This is a genomic window from Candidatus Litorirhabdus singularis (assembly GCF_026262625.1).
Classification (GTDB): Bacteria; Pseudomonadota; Gammaproteobacteria; order Pseudomonadales; family Halieaceae; genus Litorirhabdus; species Litorirhabdus singularis.
On the sequence record NZ_SHNN01000003.1, the window covers coordinates 431,078 to 450,211 of the forward strand.

Consider the following 19,134-nt stretch of genomic DNA (forward strand, 5'->3'; position numbering starts at 1 on the left):
TTGTGCGGCACCTCTAAAAACGCGGCATTCTAGGCGATTTGATCAATAAAGGCGAATCAGGTCGCAACCCCGTGCGCGCTAGATTTCTTCGGGGGTCCAGTTATCTATCACTGCTTTGAGGTCGCCGTTGTTATCTCGCACTGCGGCCTGAAACTGGTTACGGTAGACCTGCCCGAGATTGATTGATTCCACAATCAGATTACGCAAGCGCCAGTCGCCGGAGCGCGCCCGGCGCATCTGATAGTAAATTTGATAAGGTTCGTCGGCATCGCCGTGAATCAGTTGTACTACTGAAACTTTGTTGCCTTTTTCCTCTTCCGCGTCGGTGGGTAATACCTCTACCCGGCTACCGCCAAAAGCGAGCAGTCCCTTACCGTAAGTACGGACCAAGCCGAAGCGCATTTCCTGCGTGAAACTCTTTACGTGCTCTCGCAACTGCGCTTTGCCTTCAGCGGACAGCGACTGGTAATAGGACTTGGTCGCATAAGTACCCATTACACCCTTGGCAAAGCCAGAAAAATCAACAACCTCATCTAAAATAACCAATAATTCAGCGTAATAGCGCTCGGGATCTTCATCAATATAATCAGGCGCGGCTTGTACCACCACCATGACGCGGTCCGTTGCCGATGTAACCAACTGTTGTGCGCTAGGGGCGGCGGTCTCTGCTGCGCCCACTACCGGCACTGCTAAAAAAGCGAGTATGGCTATTACTTTCATCAAGCTGTCAAACATAATAATTTCCTGCGAGCCAAATTTGGCCTTTCCGTTACCTGCTTCCACGATATACTGTTCGCCCCCGGTCTTCCGTTATTGACCTCCAGCGGCGTCGCAAGTTCAACCGCAGCAGTCACCGCCATGCGGGGCGGGGCATACTTTAACAGGATTATACTTTATATGCTGATCGCGTCAGCTGCCATACTGATTGGATTCATCGTGCTAGTTTGGAGCGCAGACCTGTTTGTTGCAGGCGCTGCTTCTATGGCAGAAAACATGGGCATGTCGCCTATCTTGATTGGCCTCACCATTGTTTCCCTGGGCACATCAGCCCCCGAGGTTTTGGTCGCGATTACTGCTGCCATGTCGGACGTGGGCGAACTGGCGATAGGTAATGCTATCGGCTCCAATATTGCCAACGTTGGCCTGGTGCTTGGGCTGACCGCACTGATCGCACCACTGCCCGTGCACCGGGCGCGACTGCGCCGGGAACTACCGACCTTGATGGCCATCACGATCGCCTGCGGTCTTTTACTACTTGATGGCAAGCTGGACCTTCTTGACGGATTGCTGATGCTGGGGGCACTGGCATTCATACTGTTTGAAATGATTAATAGCCAGTCTCATGACCCCGATGCCAATGAAGAAGCCGGGGTTGAAGATTTGCCCCATATGCAGCCAGTGCGCGCCTGGGTGAGCTTTATCATCGGCCTGGTGCTGCTAATCGCCAGCTCCAAACTGCTGGTGTGGGGCGCCAGCAAAGTCGCTATTGAACTCGGCGTCAGTCAATTAGTGATTGGACTGACTATTGTTGCTATCGGCACCAGCCTGCCAGAACTGGCCGCAACCATGGCCAGTGCCCTCAAAGGCCACGGCGAAATTGCTCTGGGCAACGTAGTCGGCTCCAACATTTTCAACCTGCTGGGCGTAATGTCACTACCGGGGATGTTTGCCGTTGAGTACCTCGAGCCTATGGTGCTGATCCGCGACTACGCCTCCATGACGGGGATCACGCTGCTGCTGGCTGCGGTGTTATACCTGAGCCTACTGCGCCCCAAATGTCGTAACGAAGGCGGCAACATCCATGTTGGCAGGAGCATTGGTGCATTGTTACTGGCAGCCTACGCACTGTATTATTACTTCCTGTATTTGACGGCCTGAGCCATCACCCAACAAACTGGGGACCCCCATCGTGTCAAAAGTATCCAACCCTGATTTTCTGGCGTCGGTACGCCGCACCGTTTGCATGGAGCGTGATGCGATCACTGATCTACTGGAACGCATCGACGATTCATTCAGTCAAGCCTGCGAGCTATTGCTGGAGGTTAAGGGCCGCGTAGTCGTTACCGGAATGGGCAAGTCTGGGCATATAGCGACCAAAATCGCGGCCACGCTGGCTAGCACTGGAACCCCGGCAATGTTCGTCCATCCCGGCGAAGCAAGTCATGGTGATCTGGGCATGATAACCCCGCAGGATGCCGTTATCGCTTTGTCTAACAGCGGTAACACCAGCGAGGTAGTGACCCTGCTGCCGCTACTCAAACGCATGGCAGTGCCGTTGATCACCATGACAGGCAACCCCGATTCCGTCCTCGCACAAGCCGCCGACGTCAATCTCGACACTCGGGTTGCGGAGGAGGCCTGCCCGCTTGATTTGGCGCCTACCTCAAGCACCACAGTCAGTCTGGTAGCGGGCGATGCATTAGCCATTGCACTGCTGGAAGCACGGGGCTTTTCAGCCGAAGATTTCGCATTTTCACATCCTGGCGGGGCGCTGGGCCGGCGCTTGTTGCTCAAGGTTGAAGACATCATGCATTCCGGAGACAGTATTCCCAGGGTTTTCGAATCAACCACCCTGGATGACGCGCTCATGGAAATCACCACCAAGGGACTGGGTATGACCAGTATTGTCGACGCGGAAGGCGCCCTGCTGGGGGTCTTTACCGATGGCGACTTACGTCGCGTACTGGATGACGAAATCAATATCCACAACACACGTATTCAGGAAATAATGACGCGTAACTGCATCACTATTACGCGACAGATTCTCGCGGCCGAGGCCCTGCATATCATGGAAGAGAACAAGATATCTGCTCTAATCGCTGTGGATCTAGAGCAGAAGCCAGAAGGTATTGTGCATTTGCATGACTTGCTTAGAGCGGGTGTTGCATGAGCGCGCCAACCGCAAATGCCCGCCGCATTCGCCTGTTAGTTCTGGATGTCGATGGCATACTCTCCAATGGGTTACTCATCTACGGAAATCAGGGTGAAGAGATGAAAACGTTTCACACTGAAGATGGACTGGGTATCAAACTACTACAACGATCAGGCATCGAGGTCGCCATCATTACCGGACGTGAGTCTGCCATTGTTGCCCGGCGCGCCAGCGAACTGGGCATTGAGCGACTGATACAGGGACGTGAAGATAAACTGCATGCGTTACGTGAACTTGTCGCTGAGCTGGAAGTCGAACTACATGAAGTCGCCTACATGGGCGACGACCTGCCCGACCTGGCCGCTATTGCCAAGGTCGGTCTTGGCATGACCGTCGCAAGTGCCAACCCGTTTGTAAAGGAACATGCGCTCTGGTGCAGTCAGCGCAGCGCCGGTCGGGGTGCTGTGCGAGAAGCGGCGGAGTTCATTCTCCAGGCGCAGGGCAAATTGGATGACATTAGACAACGTTACCTCAGCGGCGAGCCCGGTTGAGCAGACAAGGAGCACCAGCAATCTCTAGCAAACACACCATTTCTGGACAACACACTATCTCTGGCAAACACCTTGCAGCTATAATTTGCAGCATGACCTACTACAGAACACTCTACCAGGGCATGTGTCTGGCGCTATGCTTTGCGCTGCTTCCACAACTTGCACTGGCGCTTCCAGACGACAAAGATCAGCCCATTTATATTGAAGCTGACGAGGCCGTGCGTGATGAAAAAAGTGGTCTGACCCTGTATCGCGGCAATGTCACCATCAGGCAGGGCACCTTACGTATCGACGCACAGGAAGTGAACATCTTCGATATCGAAACCCAGGCCGACAAAATCGTCGCAACTGGTAGTCCCGCGCGCATTGAGCAACAGCGCACACTGGAAGGCGCGGTCATGCACGCTGAAGGTAATACCATCGAGTATTTCAAGGAAGAGGAAAGAGTCTTCATTCGCGAGAACGCCATGCTGGAGCAAGACGGATCTATCGTCCAAAGTGACACGATCGAATACTTCATTAATCAGGAACTGGTCAAGGCCGCTACCGACCAAAGCGTCGGCGATAGCAAAAGCCGCGTGGAAGTAGTAATACCTGCGCATCGGGTAGAAGCAGAGCAGCAAGACCGCCCCACGCCGCCGCCGTCTGCTCCGAGCGCGGAGTAATAGCATGGGCTTACTGAAGGCCAATAACCTGGCGAAAAGTTACGGTGGCCGCAGCGTTGTCAAAGACGTCTCCATGGAAGTTGAACGCGGCCAGATCGTTGGCCTGCTCGGGCCGAACGGCTGTGGCAAGACCACTTGCTTCTATATGATTGTGGGGATTATTGCTGCAGACCAGGGCAACGTCAGCATTGATGATGAAGATATAACCGCGCTCCCCATGCACGGACGGGCCCGCCGTGGCATTGGTTATCTGCCCCAGGAAGCCTCTATATTCCGCAAGCTAAGCGTAACTCAGAACATCTATTCGATCCTGGAAACCCGCAAAGATTTGAATCGCGCGCAGCGTCTGGAGAAACTTGAGTCGTTACTCGAGGAATTCCATATCACCCATATTCGCGACAGCAAAGGTATCGCATTGTCCGGTGGTGAGAGGCGTCGGGTCGAAATCGCCCGCAGTCTGGCGACTGACCCGGATTTTATCCTGCTAGATGAGCCATTCGCGGGCGTCGATCCCATCTCGATCAACGATATCAAGCAGATCGTCAAACAACTGCAGAGTCGTGGTATTGGCACCTTGATTACCGACCACAATGTTCGCGACACGCTCGATATCTGCGAAAAGGCCTTTATCATGGGCGAAGGTCATATCATCGCCGCTGGCACAGCCGACGATATTCTCAACAATGAGAAGGTCCGCAGTACCTATTTAGGCGAAGACTTCCGTCTCTGAGAGCCTGTCTCTGCGCTCTGAGTGTGAGCGACTTCACACGAATTCCAAAAAACATGCCATTTTCGTGCCAAAATTGAGTTTTGTTGGTTGCCTCGGCTATGGGCGGCGGCTACACTCGATGAAAATACAGGGATAAACAGCGGGTTTCGGCTCCACCGATATTTGGTTCGAAGCCCCGATTATTATGAAACAATCGCTGCAATTAAAGCTTGGCCAACAGCTGACGATGACTCCTCAGTTGCAGCAGGCTATCAGGCTTTTGCAGCTCTCCACCCTCGATCTACAACAAGAAATTCAGCAAGCCCTGGACAGCAATCCTATGCTTGAGGTTCCGGATTTCCCAGACGAGGGCGGCGATAGCACAGATGGCAATAACGAGACGCCCTCGCCCGAGGCGACCAGCGAACAGGCAGGACCCGAGGAACTGATGGAGCTGGCTCAAGGTGGAGAGTCGCTGGGTGACACGATTCCCGACGACCTTCCCGTGGATACGCAATGGGAAGACGTCTACCAGGCGCCGGTCAGCGTCGGTAGCGGTGGCTCCGATTACGGCGACAATGACTATGATGGTCGCCTGGAGCAGACGGAAACACTCCAGGAACGCTTGAGCTGGCAGCTTAACCTGACCCGTTTCTCAGATCTGGACCGTTACATTGCCGTTGCCATCATTGATGCCACCAATAACATGGGACGCCTCAGCGTGAGTGCCGAAAAGATCTGGGAGGGATTTGATCCAGAACTGGAAATAGAACTGGACGAGGTCATGGCGGTGCTGCATCGCTTGCAGCAGTTTGACCCACCTGGAGTCTGCACCCATGACTTGCAGGAATGCCTGCTGGTGCAACTGCGACAACTGCCTGAAACGACCGAGCACCTGGCCCAAGCCAAGATGGTGGTGTCCAGACACATTACCTTACTGGCGACCCGAGACTACGCGCAGTTAATGCGCCGCGCGCGTCTGCGCGAGCCAGAGTTGAAGGCCGTACTCGAATTGATTCAGACTCTCACGCCTAACCCCGGCGAAAACCTGGGAGATGACGGCACCGAATATATTGTTCCCGATGTTTTCGTGAGTCGACGCGGGGGTACTTGGGTAGTAGAGCTCAACCCGGACATTGCCCCGAAAATCCGTATTAATGCCGAGTATGCCGGGCTGGTAAAACGCGCCAACAGTAGCGCAGACAATACCTACCTGCGCGATAACCTGCAGGAAGCTCGCTGGTTTCTCAAGAGCCTGCAGAGTCGCAATGAAACCCTGATGAAAGTGGCGACCAAGATTGTTGAGAGGCAGCGGGGTTTTCTGGAGTTCGGAGCCGAAGCCATGAAACCACTGGTACTCCACGATATTGCCGATGCCATCGAGATGCATGAATCAACCATCTCGCGAGTGACCACTCAAAAATATATGCACACACCGCGAGGCATATTCGAGTTAAAATACTTTTTCTCAAGCCATGTGAATACTGCGGCGGGGGGCGAATGCTCATCCACCGCTATTAGGGCATTAATCAGAAAGCTGGTCGATGCAGAAAACCCCCGTAAGCCGCTAAGTGACAACAAGATCACTAGCTTGCTGGAAGATCAGGGAATCAAGGTGGCGCGCAGAACCATCGCAAAGTATCGTGAGTCCCTGTCAATCCCGCCCTCCAACGAACGTAAGCAATTGGTTTGAGGGTCATCCATTCCGCACAAGGAGCACACTATGCAAATTAATATCAGTGGCCATCACGTTGAAGTTACTCCCGCCTTGCGAGAATACGTACTGAGCAAGCTCGAAAGGCTGCAGCGCCACTTTGACCAGATCACCAATACCGATGTCACTCTAATCGTTGAAAAAATGGTTCAAAAAGCGGAGGCGTCAGTCCACGTTTCGGGTGCAGACATCTATGCCCAGTCCGAGTCCGATGACATGTATACCGCCATCGATCTGCTGGCAGACAAGCTGGACCGGCAGTTAATCAAGCATAAGGAAAAGCATCGCGGACACTGACCTATGCCCGCTCCTACTCTCGATCTACGTGGCACTCTCACGCTGGCCAGAACCCTGTGCCATGCCCCAGGAGTCAGCAAAAAACGCCTGTTTGAAACTGCCGCGGCACTGATTCATGAAGATCAACCGCACCTGGAAGTCAGCGATATTTTCGCCAAGTTCCTGGCGCGGGAGAAGCTCGGTAGTACTGCTCTGGGCGATGGCATCGCTATTCCACACTGCCGCATCGGCAATTGCCAACGCGCTTTGGGCACGCTGATCACCTTGGCGGACCCTATCGACTTCGATGCCCCGGACGAACAGCGCATAGATGTGCTATTTCTATTGCTAGTGCCAGAAGAAGCCCATCAAGAGCACCTCAACCTGTTAGCAGGTCTGGCGCGCAATCTAAGCAGCATCGATTATCGTCAAGGTCTGCGTGATGCAAAGGATGCGGCAGCACTCTACAAGTTCGCTATTGATTTCAAGTTACCGGCCTGACACGTGCATTTGGTCGTCATAAGCGGACGCTCGGGCTCTGGCAAAAGCACCGCGCTGCACCAGTTGGAAGACGAGGGTTACTACTGCATCGACAATATGCCCGCGCGCCTACTGCCGGGCTTATTCGACACCGATGAAGGCAATACACCGCTCGCCGCCGGTATCGCAGTGTGCATAGACTCCCGCAACATCTTGAAGGACCTGGAGCAGTTCCCTGCATTGCTGGAATCGTTGCCGCCCGATGTAGACACCGATGTGGTTTTTCTCGACGCAGAAGACGCCGCGCTGCTGATGCGGTTCAGCGAGACGCGCCGACGACACCCCCTGAGCGATGACAATACCTCTCTGGCGGAGGCGATTCGGCAGGAGTCCGCGTTATTGGAGCCACTGGCCAGCCGCGCCTCGCTACTAATCGATACCAGCCAGATGACTATTTACGAACTGCGCTCTGCAATTCGCCAACGCATTCTGGGAAATCGCAGCGGCGATATGTCGGTATTATTCCAGTCTTTCGGCTTCAAGCGCGGGCTCCCCAGTGAATCCGACTTGATTTACGATTTACGTATGCTGCCCAACCCGCACTGGGATGCAAAACTGCGCAAACTGAATGGCAGAGATTCAGACGTCATCGCCTATCTGCAGCAGCAACCGGTGGTGGAAGAATATTATCAGGATATATGCCGGTTTCTGGACCGCTGGCTACCTGAGTACCAGGCCAATAACCGCAGCTACATGACGATTGCTCTCGGTTGTACCGGCGGCCAACATCGTTCAGTATACGTCACCGAGCGCTTGTATGAACGCTACCGACAGAGCTATTCCGAAGTTCATATCAGGCACCGCGAACTACTTCACTGGTAGACGGAACGCCTATGATCCAGCGCGAAATAACCATTATCAACAAACTGGGCTTGCACGCCAGGGCTGCGGCCAAGTTCGTCAGCTGCGCCACCGCATTTTCCAGTCAGGTTCGAGTGGGTCAGAACGGCGACCTGGTGGACGGCAAGAGTATTATGTCAATCATGATGTTGGCCGCCGCCAAGGGCAGCGTTTTACAACTCGAGGTGGAGGGTAACGACGAGCAGGCCGCGCTGGACGCGCTGGTCGCTCTCATAGAAAATCGATTCGACGAGGCAGAGTAAGTGCCCGCCCGCCACGACCCCGACAATACGCAGAACCAACTAAAGGAGCTCAATAGAGCACTCGACCGTGGCAGCGTAACCGAGGCCAGGCGCATGCTCGAGCTGCTCCCGGCTCCGGATGTCGCGCACCTGTTAGAGTCATCCCCGCCACAGAGCCGCAGCGAGCTCTGGGAACTCATAGACGACCAGAGTGAAGGCGACGTTCTTCAAGAACTCAGTGATGAAATCCAGTCCCAGTTCCTGCGCACCATGGACGCCGAAGAAGTGGCTGCAGCGGCAGCCGGCATGGACGTCGATGATGTCGCGGACATGCTGCAGCAACTGTCGGAGCCAGTGCTACAGGAAGTACTGGATTCGATGACCCTGCAGGATCGCACGCGGGTGGAGCAGATACTCAATTACGCCGACGATACCGCCGGCGGTTTGATGAATACTGACGCCATCACCGTGCGCCCGCCCCATACCATGGACGTTGTCCTGCGCTACCTGCGACGTCACAGCGAAATACCCGAGATGACCGATAATTTGATTGTCGTTAATCGCGCCGACGAATTCATAGGTCTGCTGCCGCTATCTACGCTGCTGGTCTCTGACCCGCATGCGACAGTCCGGGAAATGATGGTCACAGATGTGGAAGCGATTCCCGCGGCGATGCACGACAGCGAGGTGGCCAGCTTGTTCGAACGCCATGACCTGGTCTCGGCGCCGGTTATTGATCAGCATGGCAAGTTACTCGGTCGCATCACCATTGACGATGTCGTCGACGTGATTCGTGAAGATGCCGATCACTCTTTAATGAGCATGGCGGGGCTGGACGAGGACGAGGACACTTTCGCCCCGGTGATGGCCACTACGCCGCGACGCGCTATCTGGTTGGGCATCAACCTGCTAACAGCGTTCCTCGCTTCCGGCGTTATCAACATGTTTCAGGATACGCTGGAAAAAGTCGTGGCGCTGGCGGTACTGATGCCTATTGTTGCGAGCATGGGGGGTGTTGCGGGCACTCAGACCCTCACCGTTATCGTGCGCGGCCTGGCACTGGGGCAGATTGGTCATAGCAACCGCAACTGGCTTATTGTCCGGGAGGTTACCGTCGGTCTGATCAATGGCATACTCTGGTCTCTGGTGGTGGCAGTGGCGGCGTCGCTCTGGTTTCAAGACCCTTTAATCGGTCTGATTATCGCCGCAGCGATGGTCATTAATCTGCTGATGGCAGCGCTAGCCGGCACCATTATTCCGCTCACCCTTAAGCGCTTCAAGATCGATCCCGCGCTGGCTGGTAGCGTGGTTCTGACCACGGTGACCGACGTCACTGGTTTTCTATCATTCCTAGGTTTGGCAACAATTTTTTATGCATGATAACGAAGAAGAAGAAGAAGATTTAGGCCCCAGCAAATCGGCACTGAAGCGGGAAATGACAGCGCTACAGAAAGTCGGCGAGCAGCTGGTCGGTTTGAGCGAGCGTGAGCTGGCCAAAATGCCGATTGACGATGAAAATCTGTCAGAGGCTATAACACTGGCGCGGCGCATCAAGTCGAACAGTGGACGCCGGCGCCAACTGCAATATATCGGCAAGCTGATGCGGGGCATAGATGCCAGCGCATTGATCTTCGCACTGGAAGAACTGCACCAGCAAGGTCAAGCGGAAGCCAAAGCCTTTCAGGCGCTCGAGTTACTGCGTGAGAATATTCTTGGGGGCGATGCTGACGCGATTGAAACTGTAGTGCGGGATTACCCCAATGCCGACCGTCAGCAATTGCGGCAATTGCAGCGCCAGCATCAAAAAGAGCAGAGCGCGGACAAACCCCCGGTCGCTAGCCGCAAGTTATTCAAGTACCTACGCGAACTCGCTGAATCAGAAGACGATTGAGCCGGCACAAGGTGCTGCGAGAAACGCGATAACGCACTAGCTAGACTCAATCTACAGGCACAGCTTTGAGGGTACTGGAGGGCGCAACTTCAGGTACTGGATCCGGCACTGGATCCGGTAATGTCTCCGGTAATGCCTCAGTTTTGATCTCACCTTTGACCTCAGCTTTGACCTCAGCTGGAATCACTAGCTCGGTTTCCTCTGCGGCGTCAGGCTCCGCAGCTTCGGGCCCTGCCGCTGATGGCTCTGCGCTTTGATTCGCTGCCGGCACAGCCACCTCTTCACTAGTGAGGACATCTACTGCAGCAGGACTGGTGGGGAGCTCCGGGGCACGCCCATTCTGAGGAGGCGTCACATCGTCGAAGATACGCTTAAAGTCGACTTCCGGGTTATTCCATGGTCCCTCGATGTTGTAGATTGCGCTGCTAAAGCGGTCCATCTGCTCACTAAAAATCTGACTAACAACAAACACCCCTGCGGCCACCGGCAGACCCGCAACCAGAGCGGCTATCCAGGGTAGATTACTGGCAACCGGCAGCGTCGCCACCAGCTCTCCGGCCACTGTCTCGGACCCTATATCCGCCAGTCCAACAAACTGAAAGCGACTGCCGCGGCCGGCGACGTCGATCAGCGGCACGTCGATAACATCATTATCAAATAGCAACTCGCCAGTGATCGAATCGAAAGGCACCCCCGACTTGGCCAGTGAATTCAGGTCCAGACTTAACCGCCGCACAAATTCCGCCAGGTTAACGATAGCCACCACGCGCAGCGTTCCCTCCGCCGCCCCAGATGCATTCAGAAACCGCCCCTCGTCGACGTTCATTACTAATTGCCCCGATGTCCCCAGCAACGCAAAGTCGAGAGGAGACGCCGGCCAAGCGAGATCTATATCAACTCGCCCGCTATTGGTTTCAATGATACGTTCATAGCTGAAGCTAGCCAGTACATCGCCAAAGTCGACAAAATGCACTGGGCCCCATAGACGGGTATCAACCTCATCCCCGCTGCGGCGCCAGTCAAGATTCATAGGGGCCTCATCGACACCCAACTGCAAGCCCCGCAGATTCCCGAAAATGTCTCGAAACTGCAGTGTGTCTCCCTGCTCCTGCAACGAAAAATTCAGTTCACCCCAGCGTTGTGAGCCAGACCAGAGGTTTTCAATTTTCCACTCGAAACTCGGTAGCTCCAACTTTGACACCGCATCTGGATCGGCCGCCTTCAACCACTGCGGATCAATGCCCTGAATATCCAGCCTCTGCAGGTCCAGCTGGACCCAACTCAAGTCATCTGCCACCACCGCAGTGCCATCCAACCACGGCAAGGCAAAGCCAATCTGCCATTGACCCGGACCCTGCTCCGCATCCAGCAACACGGTGTTGGTACAGATTCCGAGAGCACAAAGCTCGCTAACCTGCAGACCGCTCACAACAATCGGCATTTCAGGACCAGGCAGGGGTGCAGGTGGCTGTGCGGATGGCTGTGCGGATGGTTCCGACAACGCAACCGACCCAGTTGTCAGGTCGTCGCCTAAAATATAATTGTCAATAAAGCTCCACCAGGATTCGGCCTCTACAGCAGGCAGCGCGCCACTGATCAGAAATGTGTCCTCTACCACCGGCAACGGTTGAGCGTTGAAGCCCAGACTGGCGCCATGATAGCCGCCCGCGTCCAACAACAGGCTCACAAACGCCCGCTCTTCATAGTCAATATCAAGCTGTCTGCGCTCACCATCCAGCGGCATGGTAAGTCTGAGGTCACTGACCTGTTCCGAGGCTTTGGCAAACCCTGGGGGAAGGTCCAGTGCAACGCCCTGCAGATCAGAAGCCATGACTATTTGGCCGGTCTCGCCGGGCGGCATCAAAATGTGTAATTCAACCGCAGCAACGCCCGTGGCCAATCGCAGTAAGTCCAACTGCAGCCAATTTCGCAGTGACTCAGCACCAACCTGACCGTCAACTCTCACGTCCAACAGCCCCGGCCCGTTGTCTGAGGTTTGCTGACTGACACTCGCCAGCAGTGGCTTGCCCCACAAACTGCCGCGTATATCTGTCGCCGTGAACCCTTCCCGCCAGTCATAATTCAGCTGGCCGCTGATGTCATCAACCGGAACCCCCAACGTCGCAGTCGTCAGATCCACCGACTCCCATTGAGTCCTGACTGTCACCTTGGGTACGGCGGCAGAATTACCCAGCACCAGTTGTAGATCCAATTCCGTGCTCAGCTCTCCGTCTAATTCCCAACCCGTGAACGCATCGCCAACAATATTGGCCAGCGGCGAATTGAGCAGCACAGAAAGCCCATCCGCCGCTGCGCCCAATGCGCTCCCTGTAACAGATAGCTGCATCAGCCCTTGTCCAAACGGCTCCAAATCAAGTTGGGTCACCTGCAGTTCAGAGCCATAAATCTGACCGCGTAAACCACTCCCCGAGACGTGACTATCATCAATAAACAGGGTGCCTTCCAGATCACTCAGCGATGGCCAGTCGGGATGGTATTGCAGTATCGCGTCCGCTACGTTGAAGTAGAGCTGCACGCTGCGCCTATCGGTGGCGCCAGAACGTAAGCTGCCACGAAAGATAAAACCGCCGTGAACTATATCGGCCTCACCAATACTGCCCGCCAGCCAGTCCAGCAACGAATCTGGTAAGGTATACGGCAGGTACTTGTAGCGGTAGGTTGGGCTGGCATCCTCCAACCCAACCATCAACTCCATCTCCAGGCCTGCTTCGGTCGCCTGCAGCGGCACGTTCAGGGAGAACAGTCCTCGCACCCGGCCCTCTTCACCAACACCGGTAAACGGCCCGCTAAACAGCTGGAAATTCTCCTCGGTCACAAACCAACCCAATTCAGCCGCAAACTCATCGTATTCGAGCGGGTGTCGATAGACAGTGGGGAAACCGAGGGAAAACTCCGATGAGCGCATTTGCACGGTTCCCACTCGCGGCTCCAGTGCCAGAAAGCCAGCTGCGTTGCGGACCTCCGGCGCACCACGCCAGGAGGCAACACTCAGATCATCAAAATTGGCATTCACTTGCCAACTACCACCTGGATCTGAAAGGTCACTGACTTTTAGTTGCAGTGTCTGCAAGCTACCTGCAGGTGCCAGTATGGCAACCACATCGGCCAAACCCGGTGGCAGAAAATCTTCTTCGATCAGGTAATCACTCAGACTACCTAGATCCACCACCGAGGTACGCAGATCCAACTGGCCGTCATCAAGCACCCCCGACATCGCATTCAACTGAAACGTCTTGTCCCCAATACGAGCATTAATTCCGGAGGCACCATAATGCCAACGACCGTCAACCGTTGCCGCATGCACCTGCGCCGAAAGCTCATCCAGTTCCAGGCGCTTACCATTATCTACCAGTTGCTGGATTTGCAGATCGCCAGCTGCGAAATCGGCCAGCACCTGCACTTGGCCGGCATCAATATTCAGCCACAATTGTCCGTCCAACTCGCCATTTTCCAAACGGAAGCCAGCCGCTTCCGCTAAACCGGTGTAATTGGAAACCTCTGGCACATGTGACTCGATATGAACCTGAGCGCGTAACTCATCAAGCTCTGTAGGCTCACCGATACCCTCGGCTATCACTCGAAACCAGCTGCGCTGGCTGGGTGACAACACGGATGCACGCAGGCGCCGAAAATCCTCATCGCGGCGCAGATTCAAATCTACCCGAAAATCATGTTCTATCTCGCCTTCATGCACTAACACCCGTGCCTGCTCCAGCTCCAGGCTGCCGGTGGCAAATATAAAGCGCAACAAGCTCTTACTGAGACCCCCACCCGCCGGAATGCCAGGGATAGCCAGTGTTCCGTCCTCAGCAATATCCACGTGAAGTTGCAGGCCACGGGCAACCAACGCGTGCATTTCCACCTTGAGCGAAGCTACTGTACCGGCCAGGTTAAGCCCTATGTTCAGGCGTTCCACGTGAACCGCTACCGGGGTATGCTCATCGCCCAGAATCCTGACGCCTTCCAACTCCAGATACGGCGCCATCGCAGTCCAGCGCCCGCGAATATGATCAGCCTCTATTACCATACCCAGGCGCTGATTCAGTTCTTCCAGAATCGGCTGCTGGAACTCGCTCACTCGCGCCACCACAAAGCGGCCCAAGCTGACGTAGGTAGCTAAAAGCATCACAAAAATTGCGATGGCTACCCACAGAGTATTGGTGAGCCTGTTGAGAAAACTGTGAGTCAATGGATTTCCTGAATCGACCAAACTGCAGGTATTAGAACGGTATTATGTCGAAGTGTTCCCTGCGATACACGGATTCAACGCGGATCTGTACAGTTTTGCCAATAAATTGTTCCAGCTCGGCCATCGCCGTAGATTCCTCGTCGAGCAGCCGATCGACTACTTCCATGGCAGCCAGCACCCGCAAGCCTCCTGCTTTATTGCCGCGCGCCTCCCGCAGGATCTCCCGAAAAATGTCATAACAGACCGTTTCGACGGACTTCATCTCCCCTCTGCCGTCACATACCGGGCAGGGTTCACAGAGCACATGCCCCAGACTCTCCCGGGTACGTTTGCGGGTCATTTCCACCAAACCCAACTCGGAGACGCCGGTAATAGCGACGCGCGCAGTGTCCCCTTCCATCGCTTTTTCCAGAGCAAGCAACACCTGTTGGCGATGCTCAGACTGGCGCATATCGATAAAGTCGATAATGATAATACCGCCCAGGTTTCGCACCCGAACCTGACGTGCCAAGGCAACCGCTGCCTCAAGGTTGGTCTTGTAGATGGTCTCTTCGGGGTCACTGCGGCCCACAAAGCCACCGGTATTGATGTCAATGGTGGTCATGGCTTCAGTCTGGTCAATCACCAAATGAGCGCCGGACTCAAGCTCAACCTTCCGCTCCAGGGCCTGACTGATTTCAGCCTCCACTGCGTACTGTTCAAACAGCGGCAGCGGCCCTTCGTAGGGCTCCAACAAAGGCGCAATTTCGGGCACGAAATCCAAACAAAATTGCTGCAGGGCGGCGGCGGTGGCGGCATCATCCACCCTTATTTTTTCCAGACCAGAGCGAGCCATATCCCGAATAGCGCGCTGCGGTAACGGCCAGTCTTCATAAATACGCTGGGGAGCGGGACCAGCACTGACGCGCTTGGTGACGGCGCCCCACAGGCGCTGCAAAAATCGTAGATCGGCCTCCAGTTCGGCTGCGGCAACACCCTCAGCAGCGGTGCGGATAATGAAACCTGCGCCCGCATCCATACCGACGGCAGCAGCACTAGCCTGCAACAAGTTACGCAAGCGGCAGCGCTCTTCCTCATCTTCAATTTGCTGGGAAACACCGGTATGGCTAGTGCGTGGCAGATATACCAAATAACGCGAGGAAACAGAAAGCTGCGTGGTCAGCCGTGCACCCTTGTCACCAAGAGGCTCTTTGGCGACCTGAACCAACAGGTCTTGACCCTCCCGTAGATGCTCGCTGATGCTCCGTTTGGATGCCGAGCGAATTTCCCAGCCATTGGCGTCGACTGCAGTAATGTCGTTGGCGTGAATAAAACTGGTGCGCGCCTCTCCGATCTCTACAAAAGCGGCTTCCATGCCGGGCAGTACCCGCACAACTTTACCCAAATAGATGTTACCGGCAATACCGCGATGAGCCGCGCGCTCAATATGCAGTTCCTGCAGCACACCCTGCTCCAGCAACGCCACACGTGTCTCCAGTGGAGTCACGTTGACTAACAGCTCCTCACTCATCCAGCGCTCCCTGCAACGCCGTTGCAACACCGAAATCGGCTAACAGCTGCCAGGTCTGCGCCAGCGGCAGACCCACAACGTTGCTATAGCTGCCGACAATAGACTCTACAAAGGCGCCACCAAGCCCCTGAATTCCGTAGCCGCCCGCTTTATCAAACGGCTCACCAGAATCGATATATGCTTCTACAGCCTCGCGCTGCAGACTGACAAACTGCACCCGTGTTTCGCAGAGGAGTTCCTCAACCCGATCACCGGCAGCCAGACACACACCGGTTAGCACCCGATGCTCGCGGCCACCCAGGCGCGCCAGCATCGCCAATGCGTCCATTCGGTCTACCGGTTTACCCAGAATTTGCTGATCCAGCACCACACAGGTGTCTGCCGCCAACACCACAACGTCAGCATCATTTACCTGAGCCTGGCAACTGGCGGCTTTTTCACGCGCCAACCGAACCACATAGTCTGAGGCTTCTTCCCCCGCCATAACAGACTCGTCAATATCCGCCGGGCGTTGACTAAACTTCACCCCAAGTCGGGTCAAAAGTTGTACTCGACGCGGCGAAGCGGAAGCTAAAATCACAGGCATAGCTGACGCTCAACTGACCCGGTAATGGCGGCGCACAGACCGCAATAAAACCAAAACCAAGGGCCACAGCAAGGCCCCGACCAGAGCAGGCATCAAAAACAACAGCGTATCGGCGCCGCTGCTGGTGAGATTCTGCACCCACTGCCCCAATAGCTGATTCAAACTCAACAACATAAGCACCACAGCCGCCTGTTGCCCCAGGTTGAACACCCGCAGGCGCTGATAGAGAATCAACGCCAAAAATGCCACCAGTGCAAATGCCAGCGCATTCTGCCCCAGAGCTGCGCCTTCCAATACGTCGAGCAAAATGCCCACCAGAAAAGCGATGAAAATTCCAACCCGTTGTGGCAGCGCAACAACCCAGTAGATCAGCACCAACGCGACCCAATCCGGACGCGCCACCGCCAGCCACTGCGGCAGCGGAAAAATGGCCAGCAGAAACGCCACACCAAAGGTGACACCTATCACCCAGACCGCGTTGGCACCAGGCTGCGACATCCGCTTAGTCCGCCACTGACTGTTTGAAAACCAACAACACGTGACGGCTGCGGTTAAGCGCCGCGTTGGGACGAGCCTTCACAACCGCGAAGGGCTGGCCCGGGTCACGCGTCACCTCAATAACCGTGGCTACCGGATAGCCAACTGGAAAACGTCGGCCTAATCCAGAGGTGACCAACAAGTCACCCACCTCGATATCCGTTGTTGAGGCCACATGACGCAGCTCTACTACATCGAGTCGACCCACACCCTCGGCGATCGCCCGCACCCCATTGCGATTAACCTGGACCGGCAACGCGTGGGTAGCATCCGTGATCAGCAAGACCCGGCTACTGGCGTTTCCAGCCTCGATAACCTGCCCCATCAGACCATCCGCATCCAGCAACGGTTGGCCCACAAAAACCCCATCGTCGGTACCTTTGTTTAATACCACCTGATGGCGAGCAGGATCTGGAGTCACGCCAATGAGTTCGGCGACCAACACGTCATCCTGCACCAGCGCGGAAGAATTCAGCAGCGCTCGTAGACGTAAGTTTTCCGCCCTTAGTGCGGCCATCTGCAGCATTTTTCCCTGCAATAACTGCGACTCAGAGCGCAGGTGTGCATTCTCTTCCAGCAGCGTACTGCGGGTAACCAGAATTTGACTGGACCAACTGCTCAAGCGGGCGGGAAGATCCACCAGCCAGTAAAAAGGATAGGCGGCATTTGACAAGGTGGCACGGGTCGCCGCCATCTGGTTAAAGCGCACATCGGCAAAAATCAGAGTCAGTGCCAGAACCCCCGTCAATGCTACGCGGGTAAAGGCAGAGGTCTCTTGGACGAACAGGGGCTTGATGCGTGCTCCTCGCTGTCAGGCAACAGGTACGGAGTGAGGCCTACTCGGTAGAGAGCAGGTCAATGGTATGTCGATCCATCAGTTCCATGGCCCGACCACCGCCACGCGCCACACAGGTGAGTGGATCATCAGCGACAATAACCGGCAAACCGGTCTCATCGGCAATCAGTCGGTCGAGATCACGCAGTAAGGCGCCACCGCCGGTCAGCACAATACCGCTTTCAGCGATATCGGCTGCCAGTTCCGGAGGCGATTGCTCCAATGCAGACTTCACTGCTTGAACAATCTGCGTCAATGGCTCCTGCAGGGCTTCAAGTATCTCATCTGAATTCAGTGAAAAGCTGCGTGGGACACCTTCGGCAAGATTACGACCCCGTACGTCAATTTCACGAAGCTCGCTGCCGGCAAACGCACAGCCAACCTCTTCTTTTATACGTTCCGCCGTGGCATCGCCAATCAATGAGCCGTAGCGACGTCGGACATGCGAGACGATGGCTTCGTCAAAGCGATCCCCGCCAACTCGAACAGAATCCCGATAAACAACGCCGTTCAATGAAATAATAGCAATCTCTGTGGTTCCGCCACCGACATCCACAACCATGGAGCCATTGGCTTCCTCTACCGCGAGCCCGGCACCGATGGCAGCCGCCATCGGCTCCTCTATCAAACGCACTTCGCGCGCGCCGGCACTCAAGGCCGATTCACGAATAGCGCGACGCTCAACCTGAGTAGACATACAGGGAACACATATCAGTACGCGTGGACTAGGCCTGATGAAGCTATTCTCATGCACCTTGGCAATAAAATGCTGAAGCATTTTCTCGGTGACCTGAAAATCGGCAATCACGCCATCTTTGAGCGGCCGGATAGCGGTGATATTGCCCGGCGTCCGGCCCAGCATACGCTTGGCGTCAGTACCTACAGCCTCAATCGTTTTCTGGCCATTGTGCACACGAATTGCCACCACTGACGGTTCATCCAGAACAATGCCCTGATCGCGAACGTAAATCAGTGTATTAGCGGTACCCAGATCAATGGACAAATCATTGGAAAAGAGCCCACGAAGATTTTTTAGCATGTAATTTTTTATACCCTGTTGCACCGGCTAAACGGCGCATTGAAAGCGGTTTGGGCCTGCCTATAAACAACAAGCCAGAACTGGGCGATAGCCACTTGCGCGGAATCTGCTTGACTA

At 55.2% G+C, this 19,134-nt stretch carries 19 protein-coding genes; 12 read left to right on the top strand and 7 right to left on the bottom strand.

What is annotated here, in order from left to right:
• Positions 1-78 precede the first annotated feature (78 nt).
• Complete coding sequence (locus EYC98_RS16480) at positions 79-735, bottom strand: MlaC/ttg2D family ABC transporter substrate-binding protein (protein WP_279246471.1); 657 nt, start codon at positions 733-735, stop codon at positions 79-81.
• 162 nt (positions 736-897) lie between these two features.
• Between EYC98_RS16480 and EYC98_RS16485 the strand changes: the two genes are divergently transcribed.
• The 12 genes from EYC98_RS16485 (at position 898) to yjgA (ending at position 10,300) form a co-directional block, all read left to right on the top strand.
• Entirely contained in the window at positions 898-1,878 is a 981-nt protein-coding gene (locus EYC98_RS16485) for a calcium/sodium antiporter (RefSeq protein WP_279246472.1), read from the top strand.
• A gap of 85 nt (positions 1,879-1,963) precedes the next feature.
• Entirely contained in the window at positions 1,964-2,890 is a 927-nt protein-coding gene (locus EYC98_RS16490) for a KpsF/GutQ family sugar-phosphate isomerase (protein WP_279246627.1), read from the top strand.
• Positions 2,887-3,423 carry a KdsC family phosphatase gene (locus EYC98_RS16495; protein ID WP_279246473.1) on the top strand — a complete coding sequence of 179 codons (537 nt, stop codon included), beginning with the start codon at positions 2,887-2,889 and terminating at the stop codon, positions 3,421-3,423. The genes EYC98_RS16490 and EYC98_RS16495 overlap by 4 nt, the downstream gene beginning before the upstream one ends.
• 92 nt (positions 3,424-3,515) lie before the next feature.
• Positions 3,516-4,088 (top strand): lipopolysaccharide transport periplasmic protein LptA, encoded by a 573-nt coding sequence (lptA, locus tag EYC98_RS16500; RefSeq protein WP_279246474.1) that lies wholly within the window; start codon positions 3,516-3,518, stop codon positions 4,086-4,088.
• 4 nt (positions 4,089-4,092) lie between these two features.
• The gene (lptB, locus tag EYC98_RS16505; RefSeq protein WP_279246475.1) at positions 4,093-4,818 is read left to right on the top strand and encodes an LPS export ABC transporter ATP-binding protein; all 726 of its coding nucleotides are present in this window, start codon (positions 4,093-4,095) and stop codon (positions 4,816-4,818) included.
• A gap of 184 nt (positions 4,819-5,002) precedes the next feature.
• A complete protein-coding gene (locus EYC98_RS16510) occupies positions 5,003-6,490 on the top strand; it encodes an RNA polymerase factor sigma-54 (protein WP_279246476.1) in 1,488 nt (495 codons plus the stop codon).
• A gap of 30 nt (positions 6,491-6,520) precedes the next feature.
• Positions 6,521-6,808: a ribosome hibernation-promoting factor, HPF/YfiA family gene (hpf, locus tag EYC98_RS16515; RefSeq protein WP_279246477.1), complete on the top strand. Its 288-nt coding sequence runs from the start codon at positions 6,521-6,523 to the stop codon at positions 6,806-6,808.
• A 3-nt stretch (positions 6,809-6,811) separates the two neighbouring features.
• Entirely contained in the window at positions 6,812-7,288 is a 477-nt protein-coding gene (locus EYC98_RS16520) for a PTS sugar transporter subunit IIA (RefSeq protein ID WP_279246478.1), read from the top strand.
• A 3-nt stretch (positions 7,289-7,291) separates the two neighbouring features.
• The gene (gene rapZ, locus EYC98_RS16525) at positions 7,292-8,149 is read left to right on the top strand and encodes an RNase adapter RapZ (protein WP_279246479.1); all 858 of its coding nucleotides are present in this window, start codon (positions 7,292-7,294) and stop codon (positions 8,147-8,149) included.
• 11 nt (positions 8,150-8,160) lie between these two features.
• Positions 8,161-8,430 (top strand): HPr family phosphocarrier protein, encoded by a 270-nt coding sequence (locus EYC98_RS16530; protein WP_279246480.1) that lies wholly within the window; start codon positions 8,161-8,163, stop codon positions 8,428-8,430.
• Complete coding sequence (mgtE, locus tag EYC98_RS16535) at positions 8,431-9,789, top strand: magnesium transporter (RefSeq protein ID WP_279246481.1); 1,359 nt, start codon at positions 8,431-8,433, stop codon at positions 9,787-9,789. It abuts the gene before it with no gap.
• Entirely contained in the window at positions 9,782-10,300 is a 519-nt protein-coding gene (gene yjgA, locus EYC98_RS16540) for a ribosome biogenesis factor YjgA (RefSeq protein WP_279246482.1), read from the top strand. The genes mgtE and yjgA overlap by 8 nt, the downstream gene beginning before the upstream one ends.
• A gap of 46 nt (positions 10,301-10,346) precedes the next feature.
• Here the strand turns inward: yjgA and EYC98_RS16545 are convergent, their stop codons facing one another.
• The 6 genes from EYC98_RS16545 to EYC98_RS16570 are packed head-to-tail and all read right to left on the bottom strand — an operon-like array spanning position 10,347 to position 19,017.
• The gene (locus tag EYC98_RS16545; RefSeq protein WP_279246483.1) at positions 10,347-14,510 is read right to left on the bottom strand and encodes a YhdP family phospholipid transporter; all 4,164 of its coding nucleotides are present in this window, start codon (positions 14,508-14,510) and stop codon (positions 10,347-10,349) included.
• 31 nt (positions 14,511-14,541) lie between these two features.
• Complete coding sequence (gene rng, locus EYC98_RS16550; protein WP_279246484.1) at positions 14,542-16,020, bottom strand: ribonuclease G; 1,479 nt, start codon at positions 16,018-16,020, stop codon at positions 14,542-14,544.
• On the bottom strand, positions 16,013-16,606 hold the full coding sequence (locus tag EYC98_RS16555) for a Maf family protein (RefSeq protein ID WP_279246485.1): 594 nt from the start codon (positions 16,604-16,606) through the stop codon (positions 16,013-16,015). Before EYC98_RS16555 ends, rng begins: the two co-directional genes overlap by 8 nt.
• 9 nt (positions 16,607-16,615) lie before the next feature.
• Positions 16,616-17,104: a rod shape-determining protein MreD gene (gene mreD, locus EYC98_RS16560; RefSeq protein ID WP_279246486.1), complete on the bottom strand. Its 489-nt coding sequence runs from the start codon at positions 17,102-17,104 to the stop codon at positions 16,616-16,618.
• 4 nt (positions 17,105-17,108) lie between these two features.
• Positions 17,109-17,930 (bottom strand): rod shape-determining protein MreC, encoded by an 822-nt coding sequence (mreC, locus tag EYC98_RS16565; protein WP_420887188.1) that lies wholly within the window; start codon positions 17,928-17,930, stop codon positions 17,109-17,111.
• 49 nt (positions 17,931-17,979) lie between these two features.
• Positions 17,980-19,017, bottom strand: coding sequence for a rod shape-determining protein (locus tag EYC98_RS16570; protein WP_279246487.1), 1,038 nt, complete (start codon positions 19,015-19,017; stop codon positions 17,980-17,982).
• Positions 19,018-19,134 lie beyond the last annotated feature (117 nt).

Coding starts and splice junctions, on each gene's coding strand:
- hpf (WP_279246477.1), top strand. CDS start 6,521: ATGCAAATTAATATCAGTGGCCATCACGTTGAAGTTACTCCCGCCTTG.
- yjgA (WP_279246482.1), top strand. CDS start 9,782: ATGCATGATAACGAAGAAGAAGAAGAAGATTTAGGCCCCAGCAAATCG.
- EYC98_RS16555 (WP_279246485.1), bottom strand. CDS start 16,606: ATGCCTGTGATTTTAGCTTCCGCTTCGCCGCGTCGAGTACAACTTTTG.
- EYC98_RS16530 (WP_279246480.1), top strand. CDS start 8,161: ATGATCCAGCGCGAAATAACCATTATCAACAAACTGGGCTTGCACGCC.
- EYC98_RS16520 (WP_279246478.1), top strand. CDS start 6,812: ATGCCCGCTCCTACTCTCGATCTACGTGGCACTCTCACGCTGGCCAGA.
- EYC98_RS16490 (WP_279246627.1), top strand. CDS start 1,964: ATGGAGCGTGATGCGATCACTGATCTACTGGAACGCATCGACGATTCA.
- EYC98_RS16510 (WP_279246476.1), top strand. CDS start 5,003: ATGAAACAATCGCTGCAATTAAAGCTTGGCCAACAGCTGACGATGACT.
- EYC98_RS16570 (WP_279246487.1), bottom strand. CDS start 19,017: ATGCTAAAAAATCTTCGTGGGCTCTTTTCCAATGATTTGTCCATTGAT.
- lptB (WP_279246475.1), top strand. CDS start 4,093: ATGGGCTTACTGAAGGCCAATAACCTGGCGAAAAGTTACGGTGGCCGC.
- rng (WP_279246484.1), bottom strand. CDS start 16,020: ATGAGTGAGGAGCTGTTAGTCAACGTGACTCCACTGGAGACACGTGTG.
- EYC98_RS16495 (WP_279246473.1), top strand. CDS start 2,887: ATGAGCGCGCCAACCGCAAATGCCCGCCGCATTCGCCTGTTAGTTCTG.
- EYC98_RS16485 (WP_279246472.1), top strand. CDS start 898: ATGCTGATCGCGTCAGCTGCCATACTGATTGGATTCATCGTGCTAGTT.
- EYC98_RS16480 (WP_279246471.1), bottom strand. CDS start 735: ATGTTTGACAGCTTGATGAAAGTAATAGCCATACTCGCTTTTTTAGCA.
- mreD (WP_279246486.1), bottom strand. CDS start 17,104: ATGTCGCAGCCTGGTGCCAACGCGGTCTGGGTGATAGGTGTCACCTTT.
- lptA (WP_279246474.1), top strand. CDS start 3,516: ATGACCTACTACAGAACACTCTACCAGGGCATGTGTCTGGCGCTATGC.